A 14,100-nucleotide genomic window follows, 5' to 3' on the forward strand; every position below is an offset into this window, starting at 1 on the left:
TTTGCCGTTTTCGGCAAACACTTTTTCCATCTTCAGGCAAGTTTTACATAATTCTATTCTTGCGGCGTATCCTAAAGGAAAACGGATGCGGGGTGAGAAGATGAAAAAAGAATACATGCTTGCACTGCTCGCATTATGGTTTATGGCAGCCGGCACGGTTGTGATCGCGGACGCGGGCGGGAAGACGAAAGCCGGCAAAATGGTGATTCACCGGTATGAGGCGGATGTAACCGGGGACGGAAAAAAGGATGCGATTATACTGGAAGGCATCCCGTTTGCTGCTGGCAGCCCGTATATGAAAAAGATTTGGGCGCGGATTGCCGCGTCGGAAGGAAAGAAATATAAACTGCCGTATGAGCCCGGGTATGAACCGGAAATCCGGTTCAAAGACCTCAACCATGACGGTGTAAAGGACATGCTCGGATCAAGCAACAGCGGCGGAAGCGGGGGCATAAACCAGTACCGCCTCGATACGCTGAAAGGCGGCATTTTAAAATATTTGCCGATGCCGCCCGTGTTAAAGCTTAGCGGCAAATTTGAAAATGCCCTGTCGGCAAGGCTTAACATTGAAAATACGAACGAAACATTCCTGATTGATTTAAGAAAACGGAAAAAAGATTATATCCGGCTCGGCATTTACCAAAAGGATGGAATGCTCAATGAACCGTTTGAACTGATGATCGATCCGGTGGCGGTTTACAAACCGGTGAAAATAAAAGGCAAAAAAGGATGCGGGCTCGAAGGTTACCAGCAAATAAGCGGCGCCTATCATGCAGATAAACTGGGCGATGTCAAGGCAACATGGTATTTTGAAGACGGCAAATGGATCCTGGTCCGTGCCAAATGGCAGCCGGCAAATGCATAAAAAACTCCCGCGCCGGGAGTTTTTTATGCGGATTTGAAAATTGAAAATGTTTTTGCGCAAAAATAGATTATAATAGTAATAAATTACAAATAAAACAGGGGTAGAGCAGATTGGACAGACAAAAAAGCAAGTACAGATGGATTGTTTTTTTCGCGGTGCTGTTTTCCTATATGGTGATTGTCAGCCAGCGAACGGCACCGGGCTTGATTCCGGATAAACTGATGAGCGAGTTTCATTTGACAGCGTCCGTCATCGGTTTGTTGACAGGTGTGCAGTTTCTCGCTTATGCGGGGCTGCAAATTCCGATTGGGATGTTTTCCGACCGGTTCGGGCCGAATATTTTTCTGGTTACAGGCACTTTATTTAGCGGCATCGGCACGTTCTTATACAGCATCTCGCCGAATGAAGCGTGCCTGCTCATATCCCGGGTGCTCGCCGGCATGGGGGATGCGGCCATTTGATTAATCTTGTCCTGATCTTAAGCCAGTGGTTTTATGCGAAAGAGTTTGTCGGGCTGATCGGTTATGCCGGCATGGGCGGAAGCGTGGGTTCTTTGCTCGCAACCGTTCCGCTGACAGCCTGAATATCAGCTTCAGGATGGCGCCTGCCGTTTTTTGTAACCGGCATCCTGCTGCTTGCAAGTACGGTGATGCTGTATGCCGTGCTTATCCGGCTGCCGCAAAAACGGGAAGGGGGAGCACATGCGCATGCGAAAGTCCGCCACTCCTTTGACGTGAGGGAAGTCGGATCGGTTTCCGGATTTGCCAATACCGGCGGCTTTTTAAGCGCGGTGCTCTTGCCGAGCTTGTTTGGGAAAGTGCTGGACCATTTCAATGCTGCTGATGCGGCCGGTTACCATTACGGCTTTTTAATCCCGGCGTTCTTTTCGCTTTTTGGCGTGCTCGGGACGGTGATGATCCGGGAAACGGCGCACAGCAGCTGCCCGTTTGAATGATAATAAAAATTTTTAAAAAAACCGGTAAAATGGTTCACGTATCCTTTTAAATGTGTTATACTAATGAACGAAAAGTATAACACATTTGTCAAACAGTGCATATACTGGTGGCATACGGGAGGGGCAGTGAAAAGAAACCACATACATACGGAGCCATTTTCCGGTTCGAAAAGGATGGGAACGATACATGGAACAAAAAGAAATAGTGCATATCATCTCGGACTCGGTCGGAGAAACGGCTGAATTTGTTGTAAAAGCGGTTGCTGCGCAGTTTAACGGCGGCCACATTGAAATCAGGCGGCACCCGCATGTGGAAGAAACAGACGATATCGAACCGGTAATTGAGGCGGCAAAAAAACAAAATGCCATCATTGCTTACACGATTGTCGTTACCCCTTTGAAAGCATACATTGACCGCCGCGCCGGCGAAGAGGGGGTTATTGCGGTCGACCTGATGAATCCGTTGATGGAAGCTTTTATGAAAAAGTTTCACAAGGAGCCGTACCATCGCCCGAAATTAATGCGCAAGCTGGATCAGGAATACTTTAAAAAAATCGAAGCCATTGAATTTGCCGTGAAATATGATGACGGGCGCGATCCAACCGGGCTGAAAAAAGCGGACATTGTCCTGCTCGGCGTCTCCCGGACGTCGAAAACGCCGTTGTCCATGTATTTGGCGCACCACAGCTTTAAAGTGGCGAATGTCCCGATCGTGCCGGAAATCGCGCCGCCTGATGAATTGTTTTCCATCCCGCGGGAAAAGTGCATCGGGCTGATGATTTCGCCCGAGAAACTGAATGAAATCCGGAAAGAACGGATCAGGGCAATGGGTTTAAAATCGGACGCCAATTATGCGAGCTTTGAACGGATTTATGAAGAACTCGTTTACGCGGAGAACATCATGCGGAGACTCAGATGCCCGGTCATTGATGTTTCGAATAAAGCGGTGGAGGAAACAGCAAGCCTTATTATTGAAATGTTCAAAAACAGGGAGGAGCTGCTCAAATGACAAAATTTGTCTACTTGTTCAACGAAGGCAACAGCCATATGCGCGACCTGCTCGGCGGCAAAGGGGCCAATCTAGCGGAAATGACAAACATCGGCCTGCCGGTGCCGTTCGGTTTCACAATTACAACCGAGGCATGCAATGACTATTATGCAAACGGCAAAAAAATTTCGGGCGCAGTCGAAACGCAAATTGAAGAAGCGCTTTTGACACTGGAAGAAAAAACCGGCAAAAAACTGGGCGGCAAGGAGAACCCGCTGCTCGTCTCCGTCCGCTCCGGCTCTGTGTTTTCGATGCCGGGGATGATGGATACGGTACTGAACCTCGGCATGAACGACGAGACCGTGGAAGCTGTCGCAGGACTGACCGGCAATCCGCGCTTTGCTTACGATTCGTACCGCCGGTTTATCCAAATGTTTTCTGACGTGGTGCTCGGCATTGATGTATACCATTTCGAACACTTGCTTGAACAAACCCGGGAACAAAAAGGGTATACAGCTGATCCGGAAATGACTGCGGAAGACTGGAAAGACATCATAGCCGGCTATAAAAAAATCGTTAAAAAACATACGAAACAGGATTTCCCGCAAGACCCGAAAACGCAACTGTACCTTGCCGTAAATGCCGTTTTCGATTCGTGGAATAACCAGCGTGCCATTGTATACCGCCGCCTGAATAAAATTCCGGACCATCTCGGGACCGCCGTCAATATCCAAAGCATGGTATTCGGAAATATGGGGGATGATTCCGGAACCGGCGTCGCTTTTACACGGAACCCGTCAACAGGCGAACGCGTGCTGTACGGCGAATATTTAATCAATGCCCAAGGCGAGGATGTCGTCGCCGGCATCCGCACCCCGCAGCCGATCCAGGTGCTGGCAAAAGACATGCCGGAAGTGTACCGCCAGTTTGTAAAAACAAGCAAATTACTGGAAGAACACTACAAAGACATGCAGGACATTGAATTTACGGTGGAACGCGGCAAACTGTACCTTTTGCAAACCCGGAACGGCAAACGGACGGCGCAGGCTGCAATCCGCATAGCCGTTGAAATGGTGAAAGAAGGCATTCTCGATAAAAAGACAGCGCTTTTAAGGGTTGATCCGGAACAGTTGAATCAGCTCCTGCACCGCCGTATTGATGATGTCGCGGCCAAAAACCATCTTGCAAAAGGGCTGCCGGCATCCCCGGGAGCTGCAACCGGCGCCGTTGTATTTGATGCTGATGAAGCGGAACGGCTCGGCAAGGAAGGGAAAAAAGTGATTTTAGTCCGCCCCGAAACGACACCGGATGATATTCACGGCATTATTGCATCCCAGGCGGTTGTGACAAGCCGCGGCGGGATGACGAGCCATGCGGCGGTTGTCGCGCGCGGGATGGGGAAAGCATGCATCTGCGGCTGCGAATCTTTGAAAATTGATTTGAAAGCGGAACAATTTACGGTCGGCGATACGGTTGTCCGTTACGGGGATGTCATCACGATCGACGGTTCGACAGGTGAAGTGATGCTCGGCGAAGTCCCGATGATCGACCCTGAGCTTTCCGGCGAATTCAAAACGCTGCTTGAATGGGCGGATGAGGTGCGCGATCTCGGCGTGCGCGCCAATGCCGACAACCCGGCGGACGCGAAAAAATCGCTCGAATTCGGTGCAGACGGCATCGGCCTTTGCCGGACGGAGCATATGTTTATGGACATTAAGCGCGTGCCGATCGTTCAGGAAATGATCCTCGCCGAGACTTTGGAAGAGCGCGAAAAAGCTTTGGATAAACTGCTTCCGATGCAGCAGGGCGATTTTGAAGGCATCTTTGAGGAAATGGCCGGCCATCCGGTGACGATCCGCCTGCTCGATCCGCCAATGCACGAATTTTTGCCGGATAAGGAAGAACTGCTAGTAGAAGTAACAAAACTGCAGCTTACGGCACCAGGCTCAAAAGAACTGGAAGAAAAAGAATACTTGCTGAAAAAAGTCCAGCATCTTGCTGAATTCAATCCGATGCTCGGCCACCGCGGCTGCCGGCTCGGCATGATTTTCCCTGAAATCTACGAAATGCAGGTCAAAGCAATTTTTTACGCTGCCGCTGCCGTCCTGCAAAAGGGAATAAAAGTCCAGCCGGAAATTATGATTCCGCTTGTCGGCCATGTGAATGAGCTGAAACGGATGCGCGCGCTCGTGACGGATATGGCGAATCAGGTCATGGAGGAAAAGGGCTTGAAATTCGATTATACAGTCGGCACGATGATCGAAATACCGCGCGCCGCCCTTACCGCAGACCAAATTGCAGAAGAAGCCGATTTCTTCTCGTTTGGCACGAATGACTTAACGCAAACGACATTCGGCTTCAGCCGCGACGATGCGGAAGGAAAATTTTTGCAGCAGTATATCGAGCAAAAAGTGCTGCCGGAAAATCCGTTTGCCGTCCTTGACCAGGAAGGCGTCGGCAAACTTGTCGAAACCGGCGTCAAACTCGGCCGCCAGACAAAACCGGGCTTGAAAACCGGCATTTGCGGCGAACACGGCGGTGAAAAAAGCTCGATCGAATTCTGCTACAAAACGGGCCTGAACTACGTCAGCTGCTCGCCTTACCGCGTACCGCTCGCAAGGCTCGCCGCTGCACAGGCCACCATCCGGAACAAAAAAGAAGACACCGGTAAAGTGACAGTCGCTGCAAAATAAATCATTTTTTACAAAGCGCACGGCGGGTTACCCCCCCCGTGTGCTTTTTTTTCTGGCAGGCTCATGAAAAAAGCATGCCGGGGCGTGCTAACTCATAAGTAAAACATATCAATTAAGATGAAAAAGCCATTATTTATAATGATAAAAGAAGGAATGTAAGATTAAGGGGAGGAGGGATGAGGGTGGCATTTCATTTTATCGCAATCGACCATGTCCAGCTTGCTGCTCCACGTGGCAGTGAACAGACAGCCAAAAAGTTTTACGCGGAAATCCTCGGATTTACAGAAGTTGAAAACCGGCAGAATTGAAAAAACGCGGCGGCTGCTGGTTTCAAAACGGAAAAATACAAATCCATATCGGCATTGAAGAACCTTTTTTACCCGCCAAAAAAGCGCATCCTGCATTTGAAGTCAGAAATCTCGAAAGCTTGAAAGACAGGTTTGCCCGCTATCAAGTTAAGTGGGCAGAAGACGGCAAGCTTCCAGGAGCAGCGCGTATTTACGCAACTGATCCATTCGGAAACCGGCTCGAATTTTTAGAATGGAAGAGCAAGTAAAAAAACGTGCAAAATGGTGAAATGAGAAATTGGCAATATCACTGTAAAATTGCGCAATCATGAAAGCAAATCCGTCTGGAAATCCAAAATGCGTGCATGCCTGCCCGGGTCTTGGTTAAAGTAACAAGGACGGAAGGAGGTATAAACATGGACAACACCCATAAATATGTGCAGAAGCTGAATGAACAGCAAAAGAAGCAGGAACAAAATAAAAAACGGCAGGGGAACGGAAGCCCGAGTGAAAAGCTGCCGACAAACCGGCACTAAAAAAATGGCGTGTGGAATACACGCCATTTTTCAAAAGAACGGGACAGCCACGCTCCAAAAAACGGGAACTAGTTTACATAATAATGTTATAAAAAACTAAACATTTCTTTACCGCTGAGATGCCTGTTTACCCGGAAAAATGGAAAAGGCAGCCAATCAGATGGCTGACTGGTTGCCCATGTTTTCTTCCGCTTTCATACTTCGCGCAATTTGTTGTGCATGGCGCTTTGCTTCTTTAACGGACTTTCCTTTTACAGTAATCAATCGTCCGTCAATAATGAAGTTGAAAATTCTGTTTCTCATATGTTATCACCTCTTCTTTGTTTACCCATTGTTCTTTTTTTAAAACATATGCTTCGTTCGGAAAGTTTGTTAGTAGTTGAAGATGCAGTTAGTAGTAAAAATATTGCAGCGGGCAGTTTCATGTTATCCGTCGTGCGCAGGAATTTTTTGCGGGACTCGGGCTTTACACTGATAAAATTATAACAGAAAAACAACGTAAATACAACATATTGATACGGAAAAGTTTTTTCTGCCCATATTTTGAAAAGCTCTGCTTTAAAACTAATAAAAATCACATCATTCATTTGGACAGGCAACAGAATGGCAAAATTTCGTTCGCTTTATGTAGCATAGTAAACAAATCTTAAAGAAGAAAGGATGCAAAATCTTGTCACTTAAAGAACATATCCTCCGATTGGAAAAATCGCTGCTTGAACCTTCGACACGCTCGGATCCGGCAAAATTGAGCGCATTGCTGGCGGAATCTTTTTTGAATTCGGCTCATCGGGAAAAATCTGGCATAAACGGAAATATACCGGACCGGGCGGCATTGGGGTGAGGGAGATGGCGCTTACAGATTTTGAAATGCATCCATTGGCTGATGGCGTGGTCCTTGCAACCTGCAGGGTGGACGACCGAACAAGAAAGCAGCAAACCTTGCGCAGTTCCATTTGGAAATATACGGACAGGAGCTGGAAAATGGTTTTTCACCAAGGAACGGTTGCCCCCTCCAAATAATGTTTTCATTATTTTGAAAACGTTTAAAACAATATGGAAACCTGTTACAATGGGGGAAAGGCAAAGGGGAGGAATTTGGATGTTGAAAAACGATTTGGCCAAACGGCTGAAAACACGGTACCCGATGATTCAGGCTCCGATGGCAGGGGGCATCACAACACCAGAGTTGGTGGCTGGGGTGTCAAACGCCGGCGGGCTGGGCATGATCGGGGCGGGGTACTTGACCGCTGCCCAAACAAAAGAACAAATCCGGGAAATCAAACAGTTAACCGGAAACCCTTTTGGCATCAATTTTTTTGTTCCCGGCGGGTTTGAAGCGGCAAATGAAAAAATAACAGCCGCAAATGACATTTTAAATCGGGTCCGCAAACAGTTAAAAATAGAGGCAAAAGCAGAAATAGAAGTTCCTGATCTTCATCGCGTGCAAAATCAATTTTTGGCACAGGTGCAAGTGGCTGTCGAAGAGAAAGTGCCTGTTTGTTCATTCACTTTTGGAATACCTTCCGGGGAAGTGATCGAAAGGCTGAAACAAAACGGGATCCTCCTAATTGGAACGGCAACAACCGTCGATGAAGCGGTTGAAGCGGAGCAGGCCGGGATGGATATGGTGGTTGCGCAAGGCAGTGAAGCGGGGGGCCACCGGGGAAACTTTTTGAAAGACCATGAGGAAAGCATGATTGGCCTGATGTCACTGGTTCCCCAGGTTGCCGACAATGTCCGGATTCCCGTCATTGCGGCAGGCGGTATTATGGATGGCAGGGGGCTTGCAGCAGCGCTTTGCTTGGGGGCAAAAGGCGTGCAAATGGGAACCGCCTTCCTGGCCTGTAAGGAAAGCGGCGCACATCAGGCCCATAAGGAAGCCGTTCTCCATGCGAAAGAAGATGAGCTTGTCCTCACCCGGTCATTTTCCGGAAAATGGGCAAGAGGCGTAAAAAATGCGTTTATCTCGGAAATGAAGCCGCATGAAGCGCTTTTTCCGGATTATCCCGTGCAAAATGCGCTCACACAGGATATCAGAAAGGCTGCCGGAAAGCAGAACAACCGTGAGTTTATGTCACTTTGGTCCGGCCAAAGCCCGCGGCTCGCAAAACATCAAACGGCAAAAGCATTGATTGACCATGTCATAAAAGAAGCTGAAGAAATCATGGGCAAAATGCCTCAATCCCTATAGATTTTTACCGGCAATGAAACAAGGTATCAAGGCACCGGCACCACCTGTAGCGTTAAGTCCAGTCATTGCCTGGACTGTAGCAGAAACCATATTAGGAGCCATATTTGCTCCTCTGAGTGCAAATATAAAGAGTGGCAAACTATTTGGATTTAGACACCCATGCCGCAGTGAACGCGGCACCAGAGGAAGAATGAAAATCAGCCGGTGCAATTTTTCAGGATAGAAAAAACGGAAATTAATGGGCACGATAATCTTATGAAGAGGTGATGAAAACGATGGACAGTATTACAGCTATCTTTATTGTGGTATCAGTGATTATCTTGATTTCGTATTATATCCCCAGATTATCGTTTAATACAAAGTATGATGGATTTAAGTTATATCTAAATAGAGGCTTAATAGGTGTTCCTTCAGCTTTCTTATTAGCAAGCATTATTTTCTTGTTGATTGGAGCAATATTTTAAAAGCATTAGGGGAAGAAATTTGAAATTCATTGATGTAAAGCGGGAAGCATGCCGGTTCTGCCTGCCACTAAAGCGTGTTTCAAGGAAATTCCCCCCTGCTTTTTATTAATAGATACCGGCTCTGCCCGCAAGAATAGTTAACGGACTTCCCGGATTTGCGAGAGCGGGTAAAATACCGCTTCGGTTTTTCCCGCCAGTTCTTTCTTCGGAATAAGGCCGAGCCCGTTTCTGCTGTCTTCGCTGTACATCCGGTTATCGCCCATTACGAAATATTTATTTTTTGGCACGGCGAGAGGACCGAAATTATTCGTCAGCTTGCTGCCTTCTTTACGTGCTGCTTTCAGGTTTTTCGCAAGGTAAGGTTCTTTGTGCAATTTCCCATTAATATAGAGATGGTCATTTTTGACTTGAATTGTATCTCCGGGAAGGCCAATAATCCGCTTTACATAGTTTTCTGTTTCCCCCTTGATGATGACGATGTCGCCTCTTTTGTAATCGGCAGCAGAATGGGCTTTATAGACGAGAATTTTATCATGGTTATGAAGTGTCGGCTCCATTGATTCCCCTTCAACCATATAAGGGGCAATGAAAAATCCCCTGATGACCCCCACAAGCAGAATGGCAAATATGAATGATTTTAACAAGCTTTTTATTCCTTTGCTCATTTGACCAGCTCCCATAACATATCTTCATCGTAATCTATTCTTCCAGAAAGGCAGGAAATCCTTTATATTATTTAATAATATGCAACATTCCAATGTTATAAACATAAGAAATGGGAACGCGGGAGCGATTTGTGCAAAATAATTTAGGCTATTTGGGTAGGAAAAGGAAGATCAATTTGCAAAAATATGATTATCAATGCCCGGCTTTCTGTTTTGCCAAGTGGGGCTCGGGAGAATAATGTTACTGCAGATGATTTCACAATATTCAATGCACAAGAAGTGTGCCCGCAATATTTAGTATAGGAAGTAACGCTTGCAGACAGGGGATGATTTTTTGAAACTGGCTGGCGTGATTTTGGTGGTGGCTGGGGTGATTCTTCTTCCGTTTGGCATTTTGTAGTTCAGAAAAGAATGGAAAGCCTACCGGGAATTTTCCCCGAAAACCCAAAAGGTATTTGTGCTGATTGAAATATTCGATGTATTATCGGTTTTCCCTATACTGCCAACCTGGTGGATGTACCTTTCAGCATTCTGTATTGTGATGGGTGCCATCCTGATCAAAACGCATTAAGAATGCTGAAAAACGCGGCAGCAGATAGCGTCCTGCTGTTGTTTTGGGCGGGATGGGAAGTTATAGCCGAGTTTTCATAAAAAAGTGCTGAGCTGAGGGGGCTGCTGGATGTTAAAAAAAGCTTATGGGGCTGACTGTATTTTTACTGGCTGCGGATGTTTCATGTTGCCCGCTTATTTTTCAGCTTATCCATAAAGCTGAGGAGTTCCGCTGTCTGTTTTTTTCCATTGGGGAAGCGGAAGGGGGCGGAGAGTAAACGCTTGTTTCTTTATGGAACTTTTTCACATGATCACCTCAGCTGATTATCTGCAATAGTGTATGCAAAGCTGCGAAAAAATATGAAGGGCAATAACCGGTTTGTTATTGCCCTGAAGATTTTTTGCCGTACTTTTTCAGGATCTGTTCGTTTTCTTTCATGATTTTTAAAGTCGTCGGGCTTGTGCCAACCGAAGGAACACGGACTCTTGATTTTCTTCTGAAAGTTCTCCGGATATTTCCGGTTTCATTTCTCTGTGCCAGGAGCGCGCTGTTTTTTTTCATTTTTGTCACCGCCTTGTTTTTCAATCCATGTCGTCCGGCGGAGCCGCGAAATCATAAACATGGGCCATGATGACAAACAGGATACAATCCATTTCTGTAATGGCTCTGGAACCGGATATTTTTAATAGATACAATGCATCATGAAACAGATAAATCGGATGGAGCGCATAGTTTTCATCAATATGATACACCGTCTCCAGCCTGTCCAATTTCGCGCGGGCGGAACCGGGATTTGCGAAACTGTACAATGCCTGATCTTTTTCTGGCGGGGTGGTAAACGGCAAAATGTTAACGCTCATATCCGCTTTTTCCGCATAAGATGCCAGCACTTCTTTTAAACCTAACAGATATCCTTCTTTACTACCATAATACCCTACGATGCCCTCATCATTCAAGATGTCGAGCATATTTTTAGCCATTAACAGATTGTCCTGGATCAGAGACTCATTTGCAGAAACGGTTTTCGTAAATCTTTCCAATTCATATTTTCCGGCTTTGCGGAAATACATATTTAAAAAAATAAAACCGTCGATTGCTGCAAAAATAAGCGCGGTGATGGCATAGTTTTTAAAATTCATGAAAATGCTCGCCGGATGGATCGTCCAGTAAACCAGCGCACCGAATAAATAAACCAAATACCAGATTTTCCGGATCAGAAAAACTTTTGCATCCATCTTTTCTTCATTTTTTCCATACAGGTAAGTATAGATCACGAGACCGGCAAAACAAAGCCAAACAAAAGTTTTAAAAAACAGCGTTTCCAAATCTCCGCCCCCCTATATTCCCGAAAAGTACTGTCTGCCATTATTTTATCATAAAAAGGGGAACTTTTGTTTGCATTCCTGCATAAAAGGCAGAATTGATGAAATGTTCCTAGGATGATAGACTGATAAAGAAAGATATGTTAGAATTTAACAACATATGGATGGGGAGCTGGCAGTTTTGGAAGCAAAAAATGCGTTAAGCATCCGGCGGCTGGGCGGCAAGGAAAAACTTCCGATGGATTTACTGCTCCTTGCCGACCCGTCACGCGAAATGGTGATGGCTTATGCCAACCGCGGAGAATGCTATGTGGCGGAAATTGAAGAAAAGGTGATCGGCGTTTACATCCTGCTACCGGCGAGGCCGGGAATCGTGGAATTGGCGAATGTGGCGGTTGCAAAAGAACATCAAGGGAAAGGCTTTGGAAAACGGCTTGTGCTGGATGCCATCCGGAGGGCAGGAAAAAGAGGATTTAAAACGATCGAAGTAGGCACCGGCAATTCCAGCATCAGCCAGCTGGCCTTGTATCAAAAATGCGGTTTCCGGATCTCCGGGGTGGACAGAGGCTTTTTCGTCAGGCATTATGCTGAAACGATATATGAAAACGGGATTCGCTGCCGGGATATGGTACGGTTATCCCTCGATTTGGTAGAAACGACATGCAAGGGGTAATGGAATTGGAACTGGTCTTTTACAATGATGATTTCAAGCAGCAATTGGACAACTATACAATAACGGATGATCAGCTCCGTTTCACCGGCCATCCGGATGAAGCCATTGCCCTTGCAAAAGAGGATCCGGAACGGCACCCTGTTGTTGCAGTCCGCCATAACATGATCACAAACTTTTTTGTGCTTCATGAAAAAAATGGCGCCAGGCCATATACAAGTCATCCGCATGCCATATTGCTGCGGACGTTTTCAACCGATTTCCACCAGCAGGGAAAAGGATACGCCAGGCAATGTTTAAAACAGCTGCCCCATTTTGTCCGTACCCATTTTCCGGAAATAGAGCAGATGGTTCTTGGGGTGAATACGGAAAATGTTGCTGCCCAAAATTTGTACAGACAAGCCGGGTTTGTGGATGAAGGGGGCAGGATGTTTGGAAAAAAAGGCGAATTGATTATTATGCATTACCATTTAGGCAAAGAAGGGATATACAGATGGAAATAAAAGAACTTGCAAACCGGGAAGAGTGGAAAGCAGCGTTTCCGGTGATGAAACAGCTGCGTAAACATTTGGACGAAGAACACTATCTCCAGCTGGTGGAAGAGGCGGCAGAAAAATCGGATTACAAGATGGCCGCAGTAATAGATGACGGAAACATTGTGGCGGTAACCGGCTATATGCCGATGATTACCTTGTACAACGGGCGGTTTATTTGGGTATGCGACCTGGTGACGGATGAAGCGCACAGATCAAAAGGGTACGGTGCCAGGCTTTTGGCGCATGTGGAAAAACAGGCCGGCGAAAACGGATACGGCATTGTTTCCCTGTCATCCGGCCTGCAAAGAAAAGACGCCCACCGGTTTTATGAAGAAAAAATGGATTATGATAAAGTCAGTTATGTTTTTTTAAAAAGATTGTAAACTTTACATCTTCGTTGGAAAGGGATATAATAGCTAAAAAATAATCTTTCAAACTACTAGGGGTGCCCGGATCTGGCGGGCTGAGAGAAAAACCGGCGTTTTTCAACCCTTTGGACCTGATCCGGATCATACCGGCGTAGGAAAGTAGGAATTTGTAAAAAATTTCTTGCTGATAAAGTCAGGTCTTTTCGGGCCTGGCTTTTTTGCATGGAAAGGGGTGGGACAAATGAAACTCGATGAGCAGGTGGTTGCCGTCACCGGCGGAAGCAGGGGGTTGGGCAAGGCGCTTGTAAAAGCTTTTGCAAGAGAGGGGGCGGGCGTTGTCATCAACTATTTTGAGAGTGAGGGGAAGGCAAAGGACCTTCAGCATATTTTAGGCGAAAAAGCGGTTGCCCTGAAGGCGGATGTAAGGGATCCGGTCCAGGTAAGAAAGATGTTCCGGCAGGCCGAAGCTTATTTTTCCAGGCCTGTCACGACGATTGTAAATAATGCCCTTGTGCATTTCCGCTTTGATCCGGAATCCCGGCACGATGCTTCCCGGATTTCGTGGGAGGAATACAGCCTGCAGATGGAAGGTGCGGTTCGCGGCGCATTAAATACCATCCAGGCCGGCCTTGCGGGAATGAAACGGCTGCATTTCGGCAGGGTGATCAATATTGGCACAAACCTGTTTCAAAATCCGGTTGTCGCCTACCATGATTACAATACGAGCAAGGCTGCGCTCCTCGGCTTCACCCGGAGCATGGCGAAAGATCTGGGGCAATATGGCATTACCGTTAATATGGTATCCGGCGGCCTTCTGAAAACGACGGATGCAAGTGCGGCCACATCTGAAGAGGTTTTTCAATTGATTCAGGCAACAACCCCGCTGCAAAGGGTGACAGAACCGGAAGACGTTGCGGATGCCGTGTTGTTTTTTGCATCGCCATGGGCCAGGGCGGTAACCGGGCAAAACCTCGTCGTTGACGGCGGACTTGTAATGGATTAGGAGGGAA

At 46.8% G+C, this 14,100-nt stretch carries 15 protein-coding genes, 2 pseudogenes and 1 riboswitch; of the genes and pseudogenes, 13 read left to right on the top strand and 4 right to left on the bottom strand.

Translation table 11 applies throughout. The annotated features are described in order from the left end of the window. The first annotated feature begins 1 nt into the window (after position 1). The 6 genes and pseudogenes from NST20_RS07100 (at position 2) to NST20_RS07125 (ending at position 6,324) form a co-directional block, all read left to right on the top strand. On the top strand, positions 2-865 hold the full coding sequence (locus NST20_RS07100; RefSeq protein WP_195850344.1) for a hypothetical protein: 864 nt from the start codon (positions 2-4) through the stop codon (positions 863-865). Between the two features lie 110 nt (positions 866-975). After that, positions 976-1,820, top strand: a pseudogene (locus NST20_RS07105) (MFS transporter). A gap of 187 nt (positions 1,821-2,007) precedes the next feature. After that, positions 2,008-2,829, top strand: coding sequence for a pyruvate, water dikinase regulatory protein (locus tag NST20_RS07110; RefSeq protein WP_013859320.1), 822 nt, complete (start codon positions 2,008-2,010; stop codon positions 2,827-2,829). Next, complete coding sequence (ppdK, locus tag NST20_RS07115) at positions 2,826-5,501, top strand: pyruvate, phosphate dikinase (RefSeq protein ID WP_342400326.1); 2,676 nt, start codon at positions 2,826-2,828, stop codon at positions 5,499-5,501. The genes NST20_RS07110 and ppdK overlap by 4 nt, the downstream gene beginning before the upstream one ends. Before the next feature lie 182 nt (positions 5,502-5,683). Further along, a pseudogene (locus NST20_RS07120) lies at positions 5,684-6,057 on the top strand (VOC family protein). A 147-nt stretch (positions 6,058-6,204) separates the two neighbouring features. Then, a complete protein-coding gene (locus NST20_RS07125) occupies positions 6,205-6,324 on the top strand; it encodes a DUF4023 family protein (protein WP_035188959.1) in 120 nt (39 codons plus the stop codon). Positions 6,325-6,480: 156 nt separating this feature from the next. On the opposite strand, the gene NST20_RS07130 is transcribed toward NST20_RS07125, so the two are convergent. Next, positions 6,481-6,627, bottom strand: a complete 147-nt coding sequence (locus tag NST20_RS07130; RefSeq protein WP_013859324.1) for a hypothetical protein — start codon at positions 6,625-6,627, stop codon at positions 6,481-6,483. Between the two features lie 367 nt (positions 6,628-6,994). On the opposite strand from NST20_RS07130, the gene NST20_RS07135 reads away from it, so the two are divergent. The 3 genes from NST20_RS07135 (at position 6,995) to NST20_RS07145 (ending at position 8,515) form a co-directional block, all read left to right on the top strand. Continuing rightward, positions 6,995-7,165, top strand: a complete 171-nt coding sequence (locus NST20_RS07135) for a hypothetical protein (protein ID WP_342400327.1) — start codon at positions 6,995-6,997, stop codon at positions 7,163-7,165. Then, positions 7,120-7,344 carry a hypothetical protein gene (locus NST20_RS07140; protein ID WP_342400415.1) on the top strand — a complete coding sequence of 75 codons (225 nt, stop codon included), beginning with the start codon at positions 7,120-7,122 and terminating at the stop codon, positions 7,342-7,344. Before NST20_RS07135 ends, NST20_RS07140 begins: the two co-directional genes overlap by 46 nt. Positions 7,345-7,423: 79 nt before the next feature. Next, positions 7,424-8,515, top strand: coding sequence for a nitronate monooxygenase (locus NST20_RS07145; RefSeq protein WP_342400328.1), 1,092 nt, complete (start codon positions 7,424-7,426; stop codon positions 8,513-8,515). Between the two features lie 601 nt (positions 8,516-9,116). Here the strand turns inward: NST20_RS07145 and lepB are convergent. The 3 genes from lepB to NST20_RS07160 all read right to left on the bottom strand — a co-directional run bounded on the left by lepB (position 9,117) and on the right by NST20_RS07160 (position 11,519). Beyond that, on the bottom strand, positions 9,117-9,644 hold the full coding sequence (gene lepB / locus NST20_RS07150) for a signal peptidase I (RefSeq protein WP_081110489.1): 528 nt from the start codon (positions 9,642-9,644) through the stop codon (positions 9,117-9,119). A gap of 931 nt (positions 9,645-10,575) precedes the next feature. After that, entirely contained in the window at positions 10,576-10,755 is a 180-nt protein-coding gene (locus NST20_RS07155) for a hypothetical protein (RefSeq protein ID WP_029141588.1), read from the bottom strand. A gap of 20 nt (positions 10,756-10,775) precedes the next feature. Beyond that, positions 10,776-11,519, bottom strand: a complete 744-nt coding sequence (locus tag NST20_RS07160; protein ID WP_013859330.1) for a type II toxin-antitoxin system SpoIISA family toxin — start codon at positions 11,517-11,519, stop codon at positions 10,776-10,778. A gap of 157 nt (positions 11,520-11,676) precedes the next feature. Between NST20_RS07160 and NST20_RS07165 the strand changes: the two genes are divergently transcribed. The 4 genes from NST20_RS07165 to NST20_RS07180 all read left to right on the top strand — a co-directional run bounded on the left by NST20_RS07165 (position 11,677) and on the right by NST20_RS07180 (position 14,093). After that, positions 11,677-12,189 (top strand): GNAT family N-acetyltransferase, encoded by a 513-nt coding sequence (locus tag NST20_RS07165; protein ID WP_342400329.1) that lies wholly within the window; start codon positions 11,677-11,679, stop codon positions 12,187-12,189. Next, a complete protein-coding gene (locus NST20_RS07170) occupies positions 12,189-12,689 on the top strand; it encodes a GNAT family N-acetyltransferase (RefSeq protein ID WP_342400416.1) in 501 nt (166 codons plus the stop codon). The genes NST20_RS07165 and NST20_RS07170 overlap by 1 nt, the downstream gene beginning before the upstream one ends. Further along, positions 12,680-13,105, top strand: coding sequence for a GNAT family N-acetyltransferase (locus tag NST20_RS07175; RefSeq protein WP_013859333.1), 426 nt, complete (start codon positions 12,680-12,682; stop codon positions 13,103-13,105). The genes NST20_RS07170 and NST20_RS07175 overlap by 10 nt, the downstream gene beginning before the upstream one ends. A gap of 48 nt (positions 13,106-13,153) precedes the next feature. Next, a riboswitch (TPP riboswitch) is annotated at positions 13,154-13,265 on the top strand. 66 nt (positions 13,266-13,331) lie between these two features. After that, positions 13,332-14,093 carry a 3-oxoacyl-ACP reductase gene (locus tag NST20_RS07180; RefSeq protein ID WP_061566653.1) on the top strand — a complete coding sequence of 254 codons (762 nt, stop codon included), beginning with the start codon at positions 13,332-13,334 and terminating at the stop codon, positions 14,091-14,093. Positions 14,094-14,100 lie beyond the last annotated feature (7 nt).

This window comes from Weizmannia sp. FSL W8-0676, from assembly GCF_038593015.1.
GTDB classification, from domain to species: Bacteria; Bacillota; Bacilli; order Bacillales; family Bacillaceae_C; genus Weizmannia; species Weizmannia coagulans.

Excerpts from the sequence above, each read along its gene's own strand:
- NST20_RS07110 (WP_013859320.1), top strand. The coding sequence starts at position 2,008 with ATGGAACAAAAAGAAATAGTGCATATCATCTCGGACTCGGTCGGAGAA.
- ppdK (WP_342400326.1), top strand. The coding sequence starts at position 2,826 with ATGACAAAATTTGTCTACTTGTTCAACGAAGGCAACAGCCATATGCGC.
- NST20_RS07125 (WP_035188959.1), top strand. The coding sequence starts at position 6,205 with ATGGACAACACCCATAAATATGTGCAGAAGCTGAATGAACAGCAAAAG.
- NST20_RS07130 (WP_013859324.1), bottom strand. The coding sequence starts at position 6,627 with ATGAGAAACAGAATTTTCAACTTCATTATTGACGGACGATTGATTACT.
- NST20_RS07145 (WP_342400328.1), top strand. The coding sequence starts at position 7,424 with ATGTTGAAAAACGATTTGGCCAAACGGCTGAAAACACGGTACCCGATG.
- lepB (WP_081110489.1), bottom strand. The coding sequence starts at position 9,644 with ATGAGCAAAGGAATAAAAAGCTTGTTAAAATCATTCATATTTGCCATT.
- NST20_RS07155 (WP_029141588.1), bottom strand. The coding sequence starts at position 10,755 with ATGAAAAAAAACAGCGCGCTCCTGGCACAGAGAAATGAAACCGGAAAT.
- NST20_RS07165 (WP_342400329.1), top strand. The coding sequence starts at position 11,677 with ATGGATGGGGAGCTGGCAGTTTTGGAAGCAAAAAATGCGTTAAGCATC.
- NST20_RS07170 (WP_342400416.1), top strand. The coding sequence starts at position 12,189 with ATGGAATTGGAACTGGTCTTTTACAATGATGATTTCAAGCAGCAATTG.
- NST20_RS07175 (WP_013859333.1), top strand. The coding sequence starts at position 12,680 with ATGGAAATAAAAGAACTTGCAAACCGGGAAGAGTGGAAAGCAGCGTTT.
- NST20_RS07180 (WP_061566653.1), top strand. The coding sequence starts at position 13,332 with ATGAAACTCGATGAGCAGGTGGTTGCCGTCACCGGCGGAAGCAGGGGG.